Source organism: Kerstersia gyiorum (genome assembly GCF_004216755.1).
In the GTDB taxonomy this organism is placed as follows: Bacteria; Pseudomonadota; Gammaproteobacteria; order Burkholderiales; family Burkholderiaceae_B; genus Kerstersia; species Kerstersia gyiorum.
This window is the reverse complement of record NZ_SGWZ01000005.1, coordinates 14,177-32,677: the sequence shown is the minus strand read 5'-3', so window position 1 is coordinate 32,677 and position 18,501 is coordinate 14,177. Positions and strand designations below refer to the sequence as shown.

The following is an 18,501-nucleotide window of genomic DNA, read 5'->3' as shown; positions in this document are numbered from 1 at the left end:
GTTCCAATGCCGGGGGCCTTGTTGCATTCAGGGGTAGAGCGTGGCGGTACGGGGGCCTGGGGCGCGGCTCCGTTGCCGGCCATGTTCTGATTATTTGCCAATGGGAATTATTTTTATTTGCCTGTGGCGTTAATATCCTGTTTTCCCATGTTTAAAACAGGCGCTTTGACGCGCAATACGCAGATGATGAATCTCAATTCTGGCCGGAAGGCGGTAGGTGTGGTGGCGCTGGGTGCGCTGGTGCTGGTGGCAGGTTGCGCGACGGAATCCTCGCGTAGCCTGGAAGTGCCCAAGACGGCCGCCGCCGCCGTGCAGTACCAGGGGCCGCGCAGCCCGATTTCGGTGGGCAAGTTCGACAACCGTACCGAGTTCATGCGCGGCGTGTTCAGCGACGGCCAGGACCGTCTGGGCAGCCAGGCCAAGACCATCCTGATCACGCACCTGCAGCAGACAGGCCGCTTCAATGTGCTGGATCGCGCCAACCTGTCTGAAATCAGCCAGGAAGCCGGTTTCAACGGCAAGGCGCAGAACATCAAGGGCGCGTCCTACGTTATCACCGGTGACGTGAGCGAGTTCGGCCGCAAGGAAACCGGCGATCGCCAGTTGTTCGGCATCCTGGGGCGCGGCAAGTCGCAAGTGGCCTATGCCAAGGTGAACCTGAACGTGGTGGACGTCGATACTTCCGAAGTGGTCTATTCCGCCCAGGGCGCGGGAGAGTACAGCCTGTCCAGCCGCGAGGTCGTGGGCTTCGGCGGTTCTGCCGGCTACGATTCCACCCTCAATGGCAAGGTGCTGGACCTGGCGATCCGCGAAGCCGTGGACAATCTGGTGCAAGGGATCGAAAGTGGCGCCTGGCGCCCTGCTGCCAATTGAACCAGGGCAGGAAGATGAACATGGTATTAGGCGCTCCGCGCGCCTGGCTGGCCGCATTGGCAGTGCTTGCGGCCGGCTGCGCACACAAGGAACCCACCCTGTACGGTTGGGGAGATTATCAGGATCAGGTTTATCAGTACCTGGACGGCAGCAAGGACGGCGTGGCCTTGCAGATCAGCAAGCTGGAGGAAAGCCGTGAGCGCATCAGCGCTGAGGGCGCGGCGCTGCCGCCGGGATTCCAGTTGCATCTGGCGATGCTGTACGCCCTGGAAGGGCAGATGGATAAAGTCCAGGCGCTGATGGCGGCCGAGCAGGCAAGCTTTCCGGAGTCCGGCACTTTCGTGGCTTTCATGGCGAAGACGCTGGCAGCGCGTGCGGAGGCAGGCAAATGACGATCTGGAAAAAATGCCTGGGTATCGGTTTGTTGGGCGTGTCGGTCCTGGCCAGCGGTTGCGCGACGCCGCCTGCAAGCCTGGATTACACCGCGTTCCGCGAAGCGCGCCCGCGCTCCGTACTGGTGCTGCCGCCGCTCAACGATTCGCTGGAAGTCGGGGCGGCCGAGGCGGTCCTGGCGCAGGTGTCCTACCCGCTGGCCGAGTCGGGCTATTACGTCTTTCCAGTGGCGGTGGTGAGCGAGGTACTGCGCCAGAATGGCGTGCTGGATGCGGCCGATGCACGGTCCGTGCCGGCCGACAAGCTGCGTGAGATCTTCGGTGCGGACACGGCGCTGTTCATGGACGTGAAGCAGTACGGTACATCGTATGCGGTGCTCAGCAGTGCATCGGTGGTGACATTGCAGGCGCGGCTGGTGGATCTGGCGTCTGGTACCGAGCTGTGGTCCGGTGCGGCTTCCGCGTCCAGCGCCGAGCAGCAAAGTTCCGGTGGCGGCCTGTTGGGCGCCCTGGTGACTGCGCTGGTGAACCAGATCATCGAATCCGCCAGCGATTACAGCTACAAGATGGCAGGCCTGGCCGATATGCGCCTGCTGGCTGCAGGCCGTCCCAACGGTTTGCTGTACGGGCCGTACTCGCAGCGCTTCGGCACCGACTGAGGGTTCGCTGTGCGGGCAGGGCCGGTTGCGGCGGAGCGTTCATCGCAGCCGTCCTGCCGGCATGCGTCACGCGCAGCCGGCGGGCGCTTCGGCAATGATCAGAAGTGGATCACCGTACGGATCGACTTGCCTTCGTGCATCAGGTGGAAGGCTTCGTTGATTTCGTCCAGCGGCAGCTTGTGCGTGACGAACGGGTCCAGGTCGATCTTGCCTGCCATGGCGTCTTCCACCATACCCGGCAATTGCGTGCGGCCCTTGACGCCGCCGAAGGCGGAACCGCGCCAGACGCGGCCGGTGACGAGCTGGAAGGGGCGGGTGCTGATTTCCTGGCCGGCGCCGGCCACGCCGATGATGATGCTTTCACCCCAGCCCTTGTGGCAGCATTCGAGCGCGGCACGCATGACGTGCACGTTGCCTATGCATTCGAACGAGAAATCCACGCCGCCGTCGGTCATTTCGACAATGACGTCCTGGATCGGGCGGTCGTGGTCCTTGGGGTTGACCGCATCGGTCGCACCCATGGCGCGCGCCAGGATGAACTTGCCGGGGTTGGTGTCGACGGCGATGATGCGGCCGGCCTTGGCCTGCACCGCGCCCTGGATCACGGCCAGGCCGATGCCGCCCAGGCCGAAGACGGCCACGGTGTCGCCTTCCTTGACCTTGGCGGTGTTGTGCACTGCGCCGATACCGGTGGTCACGCCGCAGCCCAGCAGGCAGACCTTTTCATGGTCGGCGGCGGCATTGAACTTGGCCAGCGAAATTTCCGGCACCACGGTGTATTCGCTGAAGGTCGAGCAACCCATGTAGTGATAGATGGGCTTGCCCTGGTAGGAAAAGCGTGTCGTGCCGTCGGGCATCAGGCCCTTGCCCTGGGTGGCGCGCACCTTTTGGCACAGGTTGGTTTTGCCGGACAGACAGAATTTGCACTCGCGGCATTCGGCGGTGTAGAGCGGGATCACGTGGTCGCCCGGTTGCAGCGACGTGACGCCTTCGCCGACTTCGACCACGACGCCCGCGCCTTCGTGGCCCAGCACGGCGGGGAAGATGCCCTCGGGGTCATCGCCGCTCAAGGTGAAGGCATCGGTATGGCAAACGCCGGTGTGGGTGATCTTGACCAGGACTTCGCCCTTGCGCGGCGGTTCCACGTCGATCTCGACGATTTCCAGCGGCTTGCCGGCTTCGAAGGCAACTGCAGCTCGGGATTTCATAGCGGTTTTCCTTGGGTGGTGGCCATGTGGGCCGAGGTTTATTTCAGGTAGGAACGTACCAGCCCGATGGCGTCGTCCACGGTTTCCTGCGGCGCCACCGGTGCGAGGCTTTCACGCAGGTGGCTTTCCAGTACGCTGGACATCAGGCCGTTGACGGCGCCGCGCAGTGCCGCGATCTGTTGCAGCACGTCGCTGCAGGGCGCGTTGTTGTCCAACATGCGGCCCAGGGCGTCGACCTGGCCCTGGATGCGGCGCACGCGCGCGGCTGCCTTGCGTTTTTCAGTGGGGGTGTAGGGCATTTCGGCTGGCCTGGTTGTGGTGCCTGGTTTGTACTGGGGGGGAGTATATCATGGGCGCTGGAATTAGCTCATATCCAGAAATTCTTATGCCTAATGGGGATGAGCAATGGAAAATTGATTCGTTCGTTTTCATTTGCAAGCGTTGCACACTGACCCGTTCCTGCCATGAACGGAGTCCTCAAAATGTCTATTGGAAATAAGTTTCTGCTGGCTGCTGGTGTCATCGCAGCGTCTGTCCTGGCTCCGCTTGCGTCTGCGCATGCGGAGGGCAAGTCGTGGACCTTGCTCAATGTGTCCTACGACCCGACGCGTGAGCTCTACCGGGCCATTGATGAGCGTTTCAGCGAGGACTACAAGAAGGAAACCGGTGACACCGTCACGATCCGGCCTTCGCATGGCGGGTCCGGGCGCCAGGCGCGTTCCGTTATCGACGGCCTGGATGCCGATGTCGTGACGCTGGCGCTGGCCTACGATATCGACGCCATCGCGGACCGTGGGCTGCTGGATCAGAACTGGCAGGCACGTCTGCCCAGCAACAGTTCGCCCTATACCTCCACCATTGTGTTCCTGGTGCGCAAGGGCAACCCCAAGGGCTTGAAGGACTGGGATGACCTGGTCAAGCCCGGTGTGGAAGTCATCACGCCCAACCCCAAGACCTCGGGCGGCGCGCGCTGGAACTATCTGGCGGCCTGGGCCTATGCGCTCGACAAGAACGGCGGCGACCAGAAGGCGGCGCAGGACTTCGTGGGCCAGCTTTACAAGAATGTACCTGTGCTGGATACCGGTGCGCGCGGTTCGACCTCCACCTTCGTGAAGGGCGTGGGTGATGTGCTGCTGGCCTGGGAGAACGAGGCCTTCCTGGCGCAGAAAGAACTGGGCGAGGGCGAGTTCGATATCGTCGTGCCGTCCTTGTCCATCCTGGCCGAGCCGCCGGTTGCGGTGGTCGACAAGGTTGTGGACCGCAAGGGCACGCGCGAAGTCGCAGAAGCCTACCTGAAGTGGCTCTACACGCCGCAGGCGCAGGAAATCATCGCCCAGAATTATTACCGTCCCATCGACAAGACGGTGGCGGCGAAGTACGCCAGCCAGTTCCCTGAGGTCAAGCTGATCACGATCGACGATGTGTTCGGTGGCTGGCGCAAGGCACAGGCCGAGCACTTCGGTGACGGCGGCACCTTCGACCAGATCTACCAGCCCGGCAGCTGACCGGAAGCCAGGGGCGAGCATGACGGCAACGACACCGGTCAGCACATTGAATCCTCCCGCCGTGGCACGCCGGCGCCGCAGCCCCGGCGTGTTGCCGGGCTTCGGCCTGTCCATGGGCTTTACGGTGGTTTACCTGAGCCTGCTGGTGCTGATCCCGCTGGCGGCCCTGCCGATCAAGGCCGCCGGCCTGGGCTGGGACGGCTTCTGGGCGGCCGTGGGCACGCCCCAGGCGCTGGCGGCCTACCGGCTGACCTTCGGCGCGGCGCTGCTGGCTGCTGCCGTCAACCTGGTCTTCGGCATGATCGTGGCCTGGGTGCTGGTGCGCTACTCCTTCCCCGGCAAGCGCATCCTCGATGCCCTGGTGGACTTGCCTTTTGCATTGCCCACCGCTGTGGCGGGGATTGCGCTGAGCTATCTCTACAGTACCAAGGGCTGGCTGGGCAAGCCGCTGTATGAATTCTTCGGCTGGAAAATCTCCTACAGCGCCGCGGGCGTGGTGGTGGCGCTGATTTTCATCGGCCTGCCGTTTGTCGTGCGCACCGTGCAGCCGGTGCTGGAAGACGTCGAGAAAGAACTGGAAGAGGCCGCCGCCAGCCTGGGCGCCAGCCGCTTGCAGACCTTTCTGCATGTGCTGTTTCCGGCGGTGCTGCCGGCCTTGCTGACCGGCTTTTCGCTGGCGTTCGCCCGGGCAGTGGGCGAGTACGGCTCGGTGGTCTTCATTGCCGGCAACCGGCCCATGGTGTCGGAAATCGCGCCGCTGCTGATCGTCTCCAAACTGGAGCGCTTCGATTACGCCGGGGCGGCGGCAATATCCACTGTGCTGCTGGTCGCATCGTTTCTGTTGCTGCTGTTGATCAATTTGTTGCAGGCATGGCAGCAACGCCGTGGCGGGGTGCGCTGATGAGCCAGACTAAAATACCCGTCCGCCAGGGCAGCAACCCGCTGGAAGAACCGGCCTGGGTGCGTTATGTACTGATTGCGCTGGCCCTGGCCTTCATGGGGCTGTTCCTGCTGGTGCCGCTGGTTTCCGTTTTTGCCGAAGCGCTGCGGCGCGGCTGGGGGGTCTACCTTGCCGCCATTACCGATTCCGATGCGCTGGATGCCATCCGGCTGACATTGCTGGTGGCCGCCATTTCGCTGCCGGTGAACCTGGTATTCGGCGTGGCCGCAGCCTGGGCCATCACCAAGTTCCAGTTCCGTGGCAAGCAATTCCTGGTCACGCTGATCGACCTGCCTTTTTCCGTGTCGCCGGTGGTTGCCGGCCTGGTGTTCGTGCTGCTGTTTGGCACCCAGGGCTGGTTTGGCCCGTGGCTGCAGGAACATGACATCAAGATCGTTTATGCGGTGCCAGGCGTCATCATCGCCACGCTGTTCGTGACCTGTCCCTTCATCGCCCGCGAATTGATCCCGCTGATGCAGGCCCAGGGCAACGATGGCGAACAGGCGGCCCTGACGCTGGGGGCTTCCGGCTGGCAGATGTTCTGGCGCGTGACCTTGCCCAACATCAAGTGGGGTTTGCTGTATGGCGCCATTCTCAGCAATGCCCGCGCCATGGGGGAGTTCGGCGCGGTGTCCGTGGTGTCGGGGCAGATACGCGGCCTGACCAACACGATGACCTTGCATGTCGAGATCCTCTATAACGAATATATGTTTTCCGCGGCGTTCGCCGTTGCATCGCTGCTGGCCCTGCTGGCGCTCGTTACCCTGTTGCTGAAACAATGGGTGCACTGGCGCGATGAGCGCGCCGGCCGGCCCGGCCATGCCACGGCGACGCAGCCGCTGGAGCGGCCGTTGGCGGCAGTGGCCGCCTGAAGGAGTCATACATGAGTATCGAAGTTCGCCACCTGTCCAAGCGTTTCGGTGATTTCCGCGCCCTGAACGATGTCTCGCTGCATATCGAAACTGGCGAGCTGGTCGCCTTGCTCGGCCCGTCCGGCTGCGGCAAGACCACGCTGCTGCGCATCATCGCCGGGCTGGATACGCCGGACGAGGGCAGCGTGCTGTTTTCCGGTGAGGATGCCACGGACGTCAATGTACGCCAGCGCCGCGTCGGGTTCGTTTTCCAGCACTATGCCTTGTTCAAGCACATGACGGTGTTCGAGAACGTCGCGTTCGGCCTGCGTGTGCGGCCACGCGCCCAGCGCCCTTCGGAAGATGACATCCGCGCCCGCGTCAAGGCCTTGCTGGAACTGGTGCAGCTGGATTGGCTGGCCGATCGTTACCCGTCGCAATTGTCAGGCGGGCAGCGCCAGCGGATCGCGCTGGCGCGTGCGCTGGCGGTGGAGCCTCGTGTCCTGCTGCTCGACGAGCCCTTCGGCGCGCTTGATGCGAAGGTGCGCAAGGAACTGCGCCGCTGGCTGCGGCGCCTGCATGACGAATTGAATGTCGCCAGCGTGTTCGTCACCCACGATCAGGAAGAAGCGCTTGAAGTGTCCGACCGGGTCGTGCTGATGAATGCCGGCAAGATTGAACAGGTCGGGTCGCCCAGGGAAGTCTGGGAAGCGCCGGCCACGCCCTTTGTCTATGGCTTCCTGGGCGACGTGAACCAGTTCCAGGGTGTGGCCGCCAATGGCGTCTGGCGCCTGGACGGCTGGACTTTGCCCGCGCCCGAGTTCGGCGGTGGCAACGAGCGTGCCGCCACGGCCTATGTGCGGCCGCACGAAGTGGAAGTGCTGCCGTACGCAGAGGGCGGCGAAGGCCTGGCGGTACGGCTCAATCATGCCTACCTGGCTGGCCCCAGCGCCTTTCTCGAACTGTCGCGCGAAGGCAGCGATCAGCTCATCGAGGCGCAGGTGCCGGAAGGCCTGTTCCGTGAACTGAATCTCAGGGAAGGCGAAGTCCTGCTGGCCCGTCCGCGCCATGCGCGGATCTTCGCGCGCGATTCGGCATGAGCGACCCGCACCTGACTCCAAGGACGGCAGGCGCGGCAGAAGCGCTGCGCTGGCAGCGCCTGCAGGATAGCCTGGCGGCAATCGCCCGGCATTTCCCGGATGCGGCCCTTGCCTCATCGTTGGCCGCCGAGGACATGGTGCTGGCGCATGCCATTTATGAGGGCGGCCTGCCGCTGGGGGTGTTCACGCTGGATACCGGCCGCCTGCACGCTGAAACGCTGGGTATGCTGGACGTGATGCAGGCGCGCTATGGTCGCAGCCCGGACGTCTACCGGCCCGACGAGGCCGCGGTCGTGGCCCATGTGGCCGAGCATGGCGCCTACGCATTCTATGAAAGCGTGGAACTGCGCAAGGCCTGCTGTCAGATCCGCAAGGTGGAACCGCTGCGCCGTGCGCTGGCGGGCCGCTCCGCCTGGATCACCGGCCAGCGCCGCGAACAATCGACGACGCGTGGCGAGCTGCACGAGCAGGAACAGGACCCGGTATTCGGGCTGGTGAAATTCAACCCGCTGGCGGCATGGACACTGGACGATGTCTGGGAAAGTATTCGCGAGCGCAGGATTCCCTACAACCCGCTGCATGACCAGGGCTATCCCTCGATAGGGTGCGAACCCTGTACGCGCGCGGTACGGCCTGGCGAGGATGTGCGGGCCGGCCGCTGGTGGTGGGAGTCTTCGGATTCCAAGGAGTGCGGGCTGCATGCGGGCAATCGGCCGGCCGGCAGCGTGTCTTTTGTTTCGTCGCCATGACCCGGTTCCCGGGCCCGGCGAGTTTTATCGGAGCCGCAGGCGCCGCCGCCCCTGGGCGCGGCTGTTTCAGCCTTCGGGCCGGCGTTATTCCCCAGAGGTACTATGACTATCAGCACTAGCGCAAGCCCTGCCCCACAGGGCAACCCGGCTATCCATGCCGGCCAATTGCGAGGGGCGGCAGACAGGCCCGATGCGGCGTCCGTCTCCCGCAGCCACCTGGATTGGCTGGAATCCGAAGCCATTCACATCATGCGCGAGGTGGCGGCCGAATGCGAGCGTCCGGTGCTGCTGTTTTCCGGCGGCAAGGATTCCTGCGTGCTGCTGCGCCTGGCTGAAAAAGCCTTTCGCCCTGGCGCTTTTCCCTTCCCGTTGATGCACATCGACACCGGGCACAACTTTGATGAGGTGATCGCGTTCCGCGATGTCCGTGCCGCAGAACTGGGTGAAACCCTGATCGTGCGCAGCGTGGAGGATTCCATCCGGCGCGGCAGCGTGGTGCTGCGCAAGGAAACGGATTCGCGCAATGCGGCGCAGGCCGTCACCTTGCTGGAAGCCATCGAAGAGTTTGGTTTCGATGCCTGCATCGGCGGCGCCCGCCGCGACGAGGAAAAGGCGCGAGCCAAGGAACGCATTTTCTCCTTCCGTGATGAGTTCGGCCAATGGGACCCGAAGGCACAGCGTCCCGAACTTTGGAATCTCTACAACACGCGTGTCCACAAGGGTGAAAACATGCGCGTGTTTCCGATTTCAAACTGGACGGAGCTGGACGTCTGGCAGTACATCGCGCGCGAGAACCTGGCGCTGCCTTCCATCTACTTTACCCACCAGCGCGAAGTCGTGCGCCGGCGCGGCCTGCTGGTGCCGGTGACGCGCCTGACGCCGCCAGCCGAAGGGGAAACGGTAGAGACCGTATCCGTGCGCTTTCGTACGGTAGGCGATATTTCGTGTACCTGCCCGGTGGCGTCGGAAGCCGATGACGTGGCCGGCATCATCGCCGAAACCTCCGTGACCACCATTACCGAGCGCGGCGCGACGCGCATGGACGACCAGACTTCCGAGGCCTCCATGGAGCGCCGAAAAAAAGAGGGGTATTTCTGATGAGCGATAGTTCCAGCGTGATTCTGGACCGGGCGGCCGACACTGTTGCTCTCCCGGTCATCCAGGCAGGTGACAGCAGCCCCGCCGATGGCGGCGTGCTGCGCTTCGTTACGGCAGGTTCGGTTGATGACGGCAAGTCCACCCTGATCGGCCGCTTGCTGTTCGACAGCAAGGGCGTTTTTGCCGACCAGCTCGATGCCATCGCGCGCGCCAAGTACAAGCGTACCGAAGGTGACGCCCCTGATCTGGCGTTGCTGACAGACGGCCTGGAAGCCGAGCGCGAGCAGGGCATCACGATTGATGTGGCGTACCGCTATTTCGCCACGCCCAGGCGCAAGTTCATCGTGGCGGACGCGCCTGGCCACGAGCAATACACCCGCAATATGGTCACTGCGGCTTCGACTGCCGATGCCGCCATCATCCTGATCGACGCCACGCGCGCGGCAGACGGCAAGCTGCTGACCCAGACCAAGCGCCACAGCGCCATTGCGCGCCTGCTGGGCATTCGCCATATCATCGTGGCCGTCAACAAGATGGACTTGCTGGGCTGGGACCGCGATACCTTCGAGCGTATTCGCGATGCCTATGCCGAGCTGGCGCGCCGCCTGGACATCCCGTCCTTCCATGCACTGCCGCTGTCGGCGCTCAAGGGCGACAATGTCGTGACGGCCTCGGCGCGTACGCCCTGGTACGACGGCCCGACCTTGCTGAATTTGTTGGAGTCCTTGCCGGTGGATGCGCCTGCACGCCAGCGGCCGCTGCGTCTGCCGGTGCAATGGGTGATACGCCATGGCGGTAGCAGCGTGGAGGATTTCCGGGGCTATGCGGGGCTGGTGTCTTCGGGCGAGCTGCGGGTTGGCGATGCCGTGCAGGTGCAGCCTTCGGGCGTGACGGCCAGCGTCCAGGCGATTTACCTGGGCAGCGAGCCACGCCAGGAAGCCCTGGCGGGGGACGCCGTGACGGTGGTGCTGGATCGGGATGTCGACGTGTCGCGGGGCGATCTGCTGGTGCATGCACATGCGCCAGCCAGGGTGGAGCGGGCTTTCGAGGCAGATATCTGCTGGCTGGATACCCAGGCACTCAATCCGGCGCGCCGCTATCTGCTCAAGCATGGCAGCCGCCTGACGTCGGTCAAGGTGAAGGAAATCCTGTCGCGCCGCGACATCCATGAGCTGGCGGAAGTGACAGGCGGCGAACCTTTGCAGGCCAATGAAATCGGCCGTGTCAGCCTGGCGGTGCGGGACCCCCTGCCGCTGGACGATTACGCAGCCAATCCTGGCAATGGCGCTTTCATCCTGATCGACGAGGCCAGCAACCAGACGGCTGCGGCGGGCATGGTGCGCCTGGCTTAGGTATCTGCCCAGCAGTCTCTGCCGGAGGCGTTAAGGGGGTAGGCGCTTCTGGGGGAGGCGTCTCTGGGTATGACTGCGATGGCAGGGGTGGGGCCGGCCCGGCCGGCGCCCGCGTTGCGGTGCAGGCCGCAAGCGCAGGCGGGCGGCGGGTTTAGCTGCGCGGCGCAGGGTTGATGATGCGGCCCCACGTGCTCTTGTTGCCCCAGATGTTCTGGCGCAGGCCCTCAAGTTGCAGTACCTGGCTATGGTCGACGAACAGGTTCACCTCGTTGCCATAGTTCTTGATGTACCACTCGAATACCGGTGGGTCGGCGGCCTCGAACATGACGTGTTCGAGGCCGACTTCGTTGATGATCCGGGCGACGGCGCCGGTGTTCCAGTCAACAACGTTCTCGGTGATGCCCTCGGACTCGATCATGATGATGTCGGCCCCGGCATCCAGCGCCTTGCGGGCGCGGGCGATCAGGTCGCCGACATCTTTTTTGCCTTCGGCTGCCAGTTCGGCTTCGCTGGAGTCTCCGCCGGAGCCGAACTGGATGCCCAGTTCCGGCTTGGCTTTCAGCCCAGCCTTCTTCACTTGTTCGATCAGGCGCAGCAGGCCGGAAGTCGGAATGGAGATGAAACCGGTGGAAATTTCGATCACGTCAAAGCCTGATTCCTTGGCTTCCTTGAGATACTTTTCCACCGCTTCCGGGCCATAACGCAGCGCGGTTTCGATCCAGCCGCCGGACGACACATAAGCGTCGTGCTGGTGCGCCAGATCGCTGAAGGCGCGTACCTGTTCGCGGGGCAGCAGGGCGAAGGAGCCTCCGGCCCATTTGATGCCATCGACCCATTGCCCGGCGACATCCAGCACGTCCGCCAGATGGCGGGTGCCGAAGGTGGCATAGTAGGGCGCGCGTGCTTCCGTCAGGCCGAACTTGCGCGGCTTGGGCGGGCGGTAGGCACGGGGGATGAAGGAAAATGCGGTTTCCTGCGACGTCGGTTTGCTCATGGCAATCTCCTTTTCGAAACGAAGGAACAGCGAGTGAAAATCTTGCGTAGCCGTAGCCGTAGCCGTAGCCGTAGCCGTAGCCGTAGCCGTAGCCGTAGCCCGCCCGCTCAGTCGAGGGCGGGCCTGGGCGTCATACGGTATGGCGCGTGGCCGGCACCTGGGCGAGCAAGCCGGCCAGGTCGCGGGCGCTATGCGTTTCCAGCGTGGCGATCAGCCCGGCCAGGCGTTCGCGCAGGTCGGCGCTGGCGAAAGGGGCGGCCAACAGGTCGAATTTGCGGCGCGCTGTTTCCCAGCTCATGGGCTGGGTATGAAAGCCTTCATAACTGTTGCGCGTGGCGCGTTCTATCCGGCCGTCGGCGAAGGTGATTTCCAGTTCGGCGGGCATTTCCTGGGGGAAACGGGCCGACAACGCGGGGTCGGGCGAAATGTGGACCTTGCGCAGCAGCGCCTGGATGTCGGCGGCGGCAATGCGCTCCGGTTCGTACTGTTCTGGCAGCACCTGGCCATCGAGCAAGGCGGCCGCCAGCATGTAGGGCAGCGAGTGATCTGCTTCTTCCTTGGTGCGGATGTTCTGTTTGTCGCCTTCCTCGCCGCCGCCGATGATGGAGAAGGCGACGTCGAAGGTGCGCAGCCTGACGCTGCTGATTGCGTGAGCATCGAAGCCGGGCCGTGCGCGGATATCGAGCGCGGCATCCAGCGCGGATTGCGAGTGGATTTCGGCGTTGTGTTTCTTGAGGATGGTGCGCCGTACGCTTTCGAGGTCTTCGGCGAGCCAGTCGATGTCAAACGGCCCGGCAATGCTGTCCTTGAATCCCTTGTTGCCTTCGAACACGGCTTCCGGGCCGGTGATGCCACGGCTGGCCAGCAGGGCGGCGAAGACGCCTTCCTTGGCGGTGTTGGGGTAGGCCAGCCCTTTCCAGTGCGAAAGATTGCCGGTGCGCGTGACACGCAGGGCATTATTGGCGGTGCCGGAAATGGCAATGGCGTTGGCAATCTGCCCGGCATCCAGGCCCAGCGCCTTGGCGCTGGCCGCTGCGGCGGCATAGGCGCCTTGCGTGGTGTGGTCGAAGCCCTTGGCACGTACCGGTGCGACATCCGACAGGCGGGTATGCACCTGGTAGGCGACGGCCAGCGCCGTCAGGAGATCCTTGCCGCTGGCGTCGGCGCTTTCGGCGCAGGCCAGGACGGCGCCCAGGTTGTCAGAGGGGTGGTTGGTCTCGCCCTTGGCGAGATAGGCGTCCATGTAGTCCAGGTAGCGGCTGAGCGCGGCGTTGTAGAACGCCACGCGGTCGGCCGAGCCCTGGCCGCCGCCAAGGTAGCTTGCCGCGGGGTTGCCGCCCAGGTCGTGCAGCAGGCTGCGTATGGTCTGGATAGGGGGCGCATCCTGGGCGCCAATGGCGACGCCGACGGTGTCCAGAATGCGGATCTTCAATTCCTGTACCGCAGCGGCGCTGATGTCTTCAAAGCGGGCGCGGTGGACAAAACTGGCTAGCTGTGCAACTTCCGTCATGATATTTCCTTGTGAGAAACCATGGGCCGCACCGTAGCGGAGCGGGTCAGCAACAGGAATGCGGTGTAGTGAAGGCGATGATGTAATGCATGGCGCAGTAGCGGTTGCCGGTCATGGCAGGGTGAAGCGTTGAAAGGATTGTATATGTAATGAGATTGATTATTGATTAAAGCGCTACTGTCAGTGCAGGTATTACAGCCCTGCAACCGGGCTGCCCGCCGCCAGAAACAGGTGCGTCTTGCCAGCTTTTCCTGGCTGCCTGGCGTCCGCTGACGTTTCATGAGCGCTTTCTGTTGCAGAAAAGGAAATCCCCCGCGTTTTTGCGCAGCGCCGGGGATACACTGCATTTTTCCATTTCGGGCCGGGGTGTCATGGATACCGGAGTCTTGCAGGTCAGCGCATTCGTCGCCTTCACGATTGCCATCTTGTTGTTGTTCATTGGCAAGCTCGCGACCATGCGTATCGCCTTGCTGCGGCACTACAGCATTCCGGAGCCTGTCGTTGGCGGTTTCTGCTGTGCGGTCGTGGTGGCGCTGGCCTATTACGTCCTGGATATCCGCATCCAGTTTGCGCTGGGCGTGCGCGAACTGCTCCTGCTGTACTTCTTTGCCGGCATCGGTCTGAAGTCGGACATGCGTACCTTGAAGCGCGGCGGCTGGCCGCTGGTACTGCTGCTGATCCTCGCGTCGGTCTTCATCGTGCTGCAGAACGTTGCGGGTATGGGCTTGGCGGCGCTGTTCGGGCTGGACCCGCGCGCCGGGCTGATGGTCGGTTCGATTTCCCTGACCGGCGGCATAGGCACGACGCTGGCCTGGAGCCCGATCTTCATTGAAAAGCTGGGCATTCCCAATGCCATGGAGCTGGGCATTGCGGGCAATACCGTGGGCATGATCGCGGCGTGCGTGGTCGGCGGCCCGATCGCTACCTGGCTGATCCGCCGTCATGGCGTGAAACCTTCGGGCAGCCGCAGGCTGGACGTAGGCGCGGTCAACCAGGGCCGGGCGGAGCCACTGGATTATTTTAGTGTGCTGTGGGCCTTGTTCCTGCTGAACTGCGCGCTGCTGATCGGCTGGAGCCTGGATGCTGCGCTGAAGGAGCTGGGCCTGACGCTGCCGACCTTCGTCAGCTGTTTGATGGCAGGCATCCTGATCCGCAATATTCCGGCGCTCACGATACGCCGCGACCCGACGCGCAGCCTGCCTGGCACCACCAAGGCGCTGGCGCTGCTGGGCGACGTCACCCTGGGCCTGTTCCTGACGATGGCGTTGATGGGCCTGCAGCTCTGGGAGCTCCAGGGCGTCTTCGGCTTCATTGCCGTCGTGATGGTGGTGCAGATTTTCCTGACGGTGGTGTACGCGCTGTTCGTGGTCTTCCGCCTGATGGGCAAGGACTACGAGGCTACGGTGATGGCGGCCGGGTTCGGCGGCATCACCCTGGGGTCTACTGCCACGGCCATTGCCAACATGACGGCGGTGGCGCAGCAATACGGGGCGGCACACCGGGCGTTCATCGTCGTTCCGCTGGTGTGTGGGTTTTTCATTGATCTGGTCAACGCCATGATTATCACGGCATTGATTTGACAGACTGCTTCCCGTATTCTCGACAGGTTGGCCGCATGGCGGCCTGATGGCAGTGGCCACGGATAATGCCGGGGGCGACAAGACAGGAGTTTCCGAATGAGCGAGAAGTCGATTTACGATATTCCCTTGCAGCGCCTGGATGGCAGCGCGGCAACGTTGGGCGATTACCGTGGCAAGGCGCTGCTGATCGTCAATGTGGCGTCCCAGTGCGGCCTTACCCCGCAGTACGCGGGGCTGGAGTCTCTCTACGAGCAGTACAAGGAGCAGGGCCTGGAAGTGCTGGGCTTTCCCTGCAATGATTTCGCCGGCCAGGAGCCGGGGTCTGCCGATGAAATCAAGACGTTCTGTGAAGGGACTTTCGGCGTGCGTTTCCCGCTGTTTGCCAAGGTCGTGATCAACGGCGCCGGCCGCCACCCTCTGTATGCAGCGCTGATCGCCGCCCGTCCGGCGGCGCAGCAGAAGCCCGATGGCACGCTGCGCCAGCGCCTGGCAGACCGCAATCTGCTGTCGGCCGAGCCCAGCGACGTTACCTGGAATTTCGAAAAATTCCTGGTGTCGCGCTCCGGTGAGGTCATCGGCCGATTCGCGCCCGACATCGCGCCGGACGATCCCGCGCTGCGCCAGGCCATCGACGCCGCGCTGGCCTGACGGACGTTGCCGCCGCCGGCCAAGTGGCCGGAACAAGGCTTCAGGAACAGGCGCCGGGCGGGTCCGGCGCCTGAATCGTTTCCGGGGATGGACATTATGAGTGAACTCACGCTTTGGGGGCGCAGCAGCTCCAGCAATGTGCGCAAGGTCATCTGGGCGCTGGCTGAATTGGGCCTGGACTACCGTCGCGTGGATGCCGGCGGGGCGTTCGGCGTGGTTGGTGATGCCGAGTACCTGCGCCTCAATCCCAATGGCCTGGTGCCCTGCCTGCAACAGGGCAGTTTCGTGCTGTGGGAATCGAATGCCATCGTGCGCTACCTGGCCGATGTCCATGGCCAGGGCAGTCTGCTGCCGGATGGTGCGCAGGCGCGTGCGGCGGCTGACAAATGGATGGACTGGACGTCCACCACGTTCGTGGCGCCGTTCCGTGACATTTTCTGGAACAGCGTGCGAGCCACGCCTGAACAGCGCAGCGAGACTGAGATCCAGCGCGGGCGCGAGCAGGCTGCGGCCTTGCTGCACATTGTCGACGCTGCGCTGGGCGGGCAGCCCTATCTGTCCGGTGAGCGCTTCGGCATGGGCGACATTCCGCTGGCTACTTTGCTGCAGGCCTTGCATACGGTGCCAGGTTCGCTGCCGTCGCTGCCCCACGTTGATGCCTGGTATGCCCGCCTGCAACAGCGCGAGGGCCTGCGGTTGCTGGAAGGATTGTCGTTGCGTTGAGCGCCCGGATGCCTGTCCGGGCGGGTGTTGTTGTTGAATGGTTTCTGGTCTGATCTATGCTTTTTTCCCCTGATAACCTGGCGCATATCCGGGCCCGCATTGCCGCGGCCGAACAACGGTCCGGGCGTGCGCCGGGTAGCGTCACCCTGTTGCCCGTCAGCAAGACTTTCAGTGTCGATGTGCTGCGAGAAGCCGCCGCGCATGGCCTTCGGCGCCTTGGCGAAAACAAAACCCAGGAAATCAAGGCCAAGAGCGAGCCGCTGGCGGATTGCGGTATCAGCTGGGTGATGATCGGCCACTTGCAGACCAACAAGGCCAAGGAAGCCGCCAGGCTGGCTGACGAGATCCAGTCGCTGGATCGCATCGAGCTGGCACTGGCGTTGCAAAAGCGTCTGGAAATCGAAAACCGCGAAATGGATGCACTGGTTCAGGTCAAGACGTCATCCGAACCCAGCAAGTTCGGCATGGCGCCCGAAGCCGTGGCGGCGTTTCTGCGCGAAGTGACGGAACAGGCGCCACGCCTGCATATCCAGGGGTTGATGACGCTGGCCGTCAACGATCCCGACCCGGAACAGGTGCGTGCTTGTTTCCGGCGCCTGCGCCAGCTGCGTGACGAACTGGCGCCGTCCGCGCCGGCGGGGGTGTCGCTGGCGCGGCTCTCCATGGGCATGAGCGGCGATTTTGAAATGGCCATCGAAGAAGGTTCGACCGAAGTGCGCATTGGTTCACTGTTGTTCGGCGGGCGAGACTATTCACGGGCCTGAACCTGCCGCGTGTCGCGGCGGGCTTTCCCGTGCAGCAATGGCGGGCAGGGCCTGAGAAGGCGGGAATGAACCAGCCGGTGCCATGGGGCCGGCCTACCTGGCGCGCAGCGGGCGCGCCGCAATGGATGTAATGATGCTGTCTATGGATGTGGCGCTGTCGTTCTTTGGAACGGCAGTGGTGTTGGCACTGGTGCCGGGGCCGGACAATTTGTGTGTGCTGGCGCAATCGGCCACGGCAGGGTGGCGCGCTGGCATGCGCCTGGTGCTGGGATTGTGTTCCGGCCTGGTGGTGCATACCGCCGCCGTTGCGCTCGGGTTGGCGGTGGTGTTCCAGGCATCGACACTGGCATTCATTATCTTGAAGCTTTGCGGCGCGGCTTATCTGCTGTATTTGGCCTGGCAAGCCTTCGCGCATGCGAAGGATGTTGGCGGCGTGGGGCAAGGCGTGGGCCTGACGGGCTGGGCCCTCTACCGGCGCGGCATTCTGATGAATATCGGTAATCCCAAGGTGTCCTTGTTCTTCCTGGCCTTCCTGCCGCAATTCGTAACGCCAGGCCAGGGCAGCGTGACCGGGCAGCTTATTTCCCTGGGGGCGCTGTTCATGCTGGCGGCCCTGCTGGTGTTCGGCGCGATTGCCCTGCTGGCGGGGCGGCTGGGAGATTTGCTGCGGCGCTCGCCCGAGGTGCAGGTCTGGATGAACCGAGGCGCGGGCGTGGTTTTCGTGGCGTTGGCGTTCAAGCTGGCGTTTTCCGGGCGGGATTAATACGTTTCCGTAAAAATGTTGCAGTGCGGCGCAGGGTAAACCAGCATGGCTGCGCGCGTTTCGTATCGCCATAATTCAAACAAACGTTTGAAACAGGTGAAAGAACGGTGTCAGCAGTCATCAACGAGATGGGCCGCGTGGCGGCCCCCACTCCTGAAGCGGTGCTGGATGCGGCGGAAACGCTGTTCGCCAGGCAGGGGCATGAAGCGACGTCCATGCGCCAGATCACCGCGTTGGCCGGTGTGAACCTGGCTGCCGTCAACTATCACTTCGGTTCCAAGGAAGGGTTGGTGCAGGCCGTGCTCAAGCGCCGCCTGGGCGCGCTCAACCAGGAGCGCCTGAACCAGCTGGAACAGCTGGAGCGGCAGGCGGGCCTGACGGGCCAGCCGGTCAAGGCTTCGCAAATTGTCGATGCCTTTTTCGGCACGCTGATTCGTCTGGCCCGCCAGGACAAGGCCGGCATCTGGCCACTGCTCGAGCGTTCCATGACCGAGCCGACCGTCTTCATCCGCACCTTGTTCGCGCAGGAGTACAGCGACGTGCTGGAACGCTACAAGCAGGCCTTGCTCAAGGCCCTGCCGGGCGTGCCGCACGATGAAATCGTATGGCGTTTCCAGTTCATGCTGGGCGCCGCCTCTTTTGCCTTGACGGGTACGAAGGAACTGCGCGAAGTCATGGGCTGGCAGGAGAATGCCCAGGACGCGGCGCAGGAAGAAGCCAATTTGTTGCCGCGCCTGATGAGCTTCCTGCTCGGGGGGCTGAGGGCGCCATTGCAGTCGCCCTAATAATCAA

Annotated in this window: 20 protein-coding genes; 16 read left to right on the top strand and 4 right to left on the bottom strand. The window is 63.5% G+C overall.

Features of this window, described 5'->3' with window-relative positions:
- Window positions 1-186: 186 nt before the first annotated feature.
- The 3 genes from EV679_RS14055 to EV679_RS14045 are packed head-to-tail and all read left to right on the top strand — an operon-like array spanning window position 187 to window position 1,924.
- A complete protein-coding gene (locus EV679_RS14055; RefSeq protein WP_068371578.1) occupies window positions 187-873 on the top strand; it encodes a CsgG/HfaB family protein in 687 nt (228 codons plus the stop codon).
- 20 nt (window positions 874-893) lie between these two features.
- Window positions 894-1,265 (top strand): DUF4810 domain-containing protein, encoded by a 372-nt coding sequence (locus tag EV679_RS14050; RefSeq protein WP_238591377.1) that lies wholly within the window; start codon window positions 894-896, stop codon window positions 1,263-1,265.
- Window positions 1,262-1,924 (top strand): DUF799 domain-containing protein, encoded by a 663-nt coding sequence (locus tag EV679_RS14045; protein ID WP_068371111.1) that lies wholly within the window; start codon window positions 1,262-1,264, stop codon window positions 1,922-1,924. The genes EV679_RS14050 and EV679_RS14045 overlap by 4 nt, the downstream gene beginning before the upstream one ends.
- A gap of 98 nt (window positions 1,925-2,022) precedes the next feature.
- On the opposite strand, the gene EV679_RS14040 is transcribed toward EV679_RS14045, so the two are convergent.
- Together EV679_RS14040 and EV679_RS14035 are read right to left on the bottom strand one after the other, a co-directional pair.
- Entirely contained in the window at window positions 2,023-3,132 is a 1,110-nt protein-coding gene (locus EV679_RS14040) for an S-(hydroxymethyl)glutathione dehydrogenase/class III alcohol dehydrogenase (RefSeq protein WP_068371108.1), read from the bottom strand.
- Between the two features lie 38 nt (window positions 3,133-3,170).
- Entirely contained in the window at window positions 3,171-3,431 is a 261-nt protein-coding gene (locus EV679_RS14035) for a metal/formaldehyde-sensitive transcriptional repressor (protein WP_068371105.1), read from the bottom strand.
- Window positions 3,432-3,614: 183 nt separating this feature from the next.
- Here EV679_RS14035 and EV679_RS14030 point away from each other — a divergent pair, with 183 nt between their 5' ends.
- From EV679_RS14030 to EV679_RS14000, 7 genes are all read left to right on the top strand, one after another.
- Window positions 3,615-4,637: a sulfate ABC transporter substrate-binding protein gene (locus EV679_RS14030; protein WP_130487551.1), complete on the top strand. Its 1,023-nt coding sequence runs from the start codon at window positions 3,615-3,617 to the stop codon at window positions 4,635-4,637.
- A 19-nt stretch (window positions 4,638-4,656) separates the two neighbouring features.
- Window positions 4,657-5,538, top strand: coding sequence for a sulfate ABC transporter permease subunit CysT (gene cysT / locus EV679_RS14025; protein ID WP_068371099.1), 882 nt, complete (start codon window positions 4,657-4,659; stop codon window positions 5,536-5,538).
- On the top strand, window positions 5,538-6,449 hold the full coding sequence (cysW, locus tag EV679_RS14020) for a sulfate ABC transporter permease subunit CysW (protein ID WP_130487550.1): 912 nt from the start codon (window positions 5,538-5,540) through the stop codon (window positions 6,447-6,449). The genes cysT and cysW overlap by 1 nt, the downstream gene beginning before the upstream one ends.
- An 11-nt stretch (window positions 6,450-6,460) precedes the next feature.
- Window positions 6,461-7,528 (top strand): sulfate/molybdate ABC transporter ATP-binding protein, encoded by a 1,068-nt coding sequence (locus EV679_RS14015; protein ID WP_127773087.1) that lies wholly within the window; start codon window positions 6,461-6,463, stop codon window positions 7,526-7,528.
- A complete protein-coding gene (locus EV679_RS14010) occupies window positions 7,525-8,277 on the top strand; it encodes a phosphoadenylyl-sulfate reductase (RefSeq protein ID WP_068371091.1) in 753 nt (250 codons plus the stop codon). Before EV679_RS14015 ends, EV679_RS14010 begins: the two co-directional genes overlap by 4 nt.
- 102 nt (window positions 8,278-8,379) lie before the next feature.
- Complete coding sequence (cysD, locus tag EV679_RS14005; protein WP_083969597.1) at window positions 8,380-9,375, top strand: sulfate adenylyltransferase subunit CysD; 996 nt, start codon at window positions 8,380-8,382, stop codon at window positions 9,373-9,375.
- Window positions 9,375-10,727, top strand: a complete 1,353-nt coding sequence (locus EV679_RS14000) for a sulfate adenylyltransferase subunit 1 (protein WP_083969596.1) — start codon at window positions 9,375-9,377, stop codon at window positions 10,725-10,727. The genes cysD and EV679_RS14000 overlap by 1 nt, the downstream gene beginning before the upstream one ends.
- 151 nt (window positions 10,728-10,878) lie before the next feature.
- Here the strand turns inward: EV679_RS14000 and EV679_RS13995 are convergent, their stop codons facing one another.
- Together EV679_RS13995 and EV679_RS13990 are read right to left on the bottom strand one after the other, a co-directional pair.
- On the bottom strand, window positions 10,879-11,721 hold the full coding sequence (locus EV679_RS13995) for a phosphosulfolactate synthase (RefSeq protein ID WP_068371087.1): 843 nt from the start codon (window positions 11,719-11,721) through the stop codon (window positions 10,879-10,881).
- 130 nt (window positions 11,722-11,851) lie between these two features.
- Window positions 11,852-13,231, bottom strand: a complete 1,380-nt coding sequence (locus tag EV679_RS13990; protein ID WP_130487549.1) for an MmgE/PrpD family protein — start codon at window positions 13,229-13,231, stop codon at window positions 11,852-11,854.
- Window positions 13,232-13,602: 371 nt separating this feature from the next.
- On the opposite strand from EV679_RS13990, the gene gltS reads away from it, so the two are divergent.
- The 6 genes from gltS (at window position 13,603) to EV679_RS13960 (ending at window position 18,494) form a co-directional block, all read left to right on the top strand.
- Entirely contained in the window at window positions 13,603-14,811 is a 1,209-nt protein-coding gene (gltS, locus tag EV679_RS13985) for a sodium/glutamate symporter (RefSeq protein WP_068371557.1), read from the top strand.
- 96 nt (window positions 14,812-14,907) lie between these two features.
- Complete coding sequence (locus EV679_RS13980; protein WP_068371081.1) at window positions 14,908-15,459, top strand: glutathione peroxidase; 552 nt, start codon at window positions 14,908-14,910, stop codon at window positions 15,457-15,459.
- A 96-nt stretch (window positions 15,460-15,555) separates the two neighbouring features.
- Complete coding sequence (locus EV679_RS13975) at window positions 15,556-16,182, top strand: glutathione S-transferase family protein (RefSeq protein ID WP_068371555.1); 627 nt, start codon at window positions 15,556-15,558, stop codon at window positions 16,180-16,182.
- 56 nt (window positions 16,183-16,238) lie between these two features.
- Entirely contained in the window at window positions 16,239-16,946 is a 708-nt protein-coding gene (locus EV679_RS13970) for a YggS family pyridoxal phosphate-dependent enzyme (RefSeq protein WP_130487548.1), read from the top strand.
- A 133-nt stretch (window positions 16,947-17,079) separates the two neighbouring features.
- Entirely contained in the window at window positions 17,080-17,709 is a 630-nt protein-coding gene (locus tag EV679_RS13965) for a LysE family translocator (RefSeq protein ID WP_130487631.1), read from the top strand.
- Window positions 17,710-17,828: 119 nt separating this feature from the next.
- Entirely contained in the window at window positions 17,829-18,494 is a 666-nt protein-coding gene (locus EV679_RS13960; RefSeq protein ID WP_165390064.1) for a TetR/AcrR family transcriptional regulator, read from the top strand.
- Window positions 18,495-18,501: the final 7 nt, after the last annotated feature.

Excerpts from the sequence above, each read along its gene's own strand:
- EV679_RS14055 (WP_068371578.1), top strand. The coding sequence starts at position 187 with ATGAATCTCAATTCTGGCCGGAAGGCGGTAGGTGTGGTGGCGCTGGGT.
- EV679_RS14050 (WP_238591377.1), top strand. The coding sequence starts at position 894 with ATGGTATTAGGCGCTCCGCGCGCCTGGCTGGCCGCATTGGCAGTGCTT.
- EV679_RS14045 (WP_068371111.1), top strand. The coding sequence starts at position 1,262 with ATGACGATCTGGAAAAAATGCCTGGGTATCGGTTTGTTGGGCGTGTCG.
- EV679_RS14040 (WP_068371108.1), bottom strand. The coding sequence starts at position 3,132 with ATGAAATCCCGAGCTGCAGTTGCCTTCGAAGCCGGCAAGCCGCTGGAA.
- EV679_RS14035 (WP_068371105.1), bottom strand. The coding sequence starts at position 3,431 with ATGCCCTACACCCCCACTGAAAAACGCAAGGCAGCCGCGCGCGTGCGC.
- EV679_RS14030 (WP_130487551.1), top strand. The coding sequence starts at position 3,615 with ATGTCTATTGGAAATAAGTTTCTGCTGGCTGCTGGTGTCATCGCAGCG.
- cysT (WP_068371099.1), top strand. The coding sequence starts at position 4,657 with ATGACGGCAACGACACCGGTCAGCACATTGAATCCTCCCGCCGTGGCA.
- cysW (WP_130487550.1), top strand. The coding sequence starts at position 5,538 with ATGAGCCAGACTAAAATACCCGTCCGCCAGGGCAGCAACCCGCTGGAA.
- EV679_RS14015 (WP_127773087.1), top strand. The coding sequence starts at position 6,461 with ATGAGTATCGAAGTTCGCCACCTGTCCAAGCGTTTCGGTGATTTCCGC.
- EV679_RS14010 (WP_068371091.1), top strand. The coding sequence starts at position 7,525 with ATGAGCGACCCGCACCTGACTCCAAGGACGGCAGGCGCGGCAGAAGCG.
- cysD (WP_083969597.1), top strand. The coding sequence starts at position 8,380 with ATGACTATCAGCACTAGCGCAAGCCCTGCCCCACAGGGCAACCCGGCT.
- EV679_RS14000 (WP_083969596.1), top strand. The coding sequence starts at position 9,375 with ATGAGCGATAGTTCCAGCGTGATTCTGGACCGGGCGGCCGACACTGTT.
- EV679_RS13995 (WP_068371087.1), bottom strand. The coding sequence starts at position 11,721 with ATGAGCAAACCGACGTCGCAGGAAACCGCATTTTCCTTCATCCCCCGT.
- EV679_RS13990 (WP_130487549.1), bottom strand. The coding sequence starts at position 13,231 with ATGACGGAAGTTGCACAGCTAGCCAGTTTTGTCCACCGCGCCCGCTTT.
- gltS (WP_068371557.1), top strand. The coding sequence starts at position 13,603 with ATGGATACCGGAGTCTTGCAGGTCAGCGCATTCGTCGCCTTCACGATT.
- EV679_RS13980 (WP_068371081.1), top strand. The coding sequence starts at position 14,908 with ATGAGCGAGAAGTCGATTTACGATATTCCCTTGCAGCGCCTGGATGGC.
- EV679_RS13975 (WP_068371555.1), top strand. The coding sequence starts at position 15,556 with ATGAGTGAACTCACGCTTTGGGGGCGCAGCAGCTCCAGCAATGTGCGC.
- EV679_RS13970 (WP_130487548.1), top strand. The coding sequence starts at position 16,239 with ATGCTTTTTTCCCCTGATAACCTGGCGCATATCCGGGCCCGCATTGCC.
- EV679_RS13965 (WP_130487631.1), top strand. The coding sequence starts at position 17,080 with ATGCTGTCTATGGATGTGGCGCTGTCGTTCTTTGGAACGGCAGTGGTG.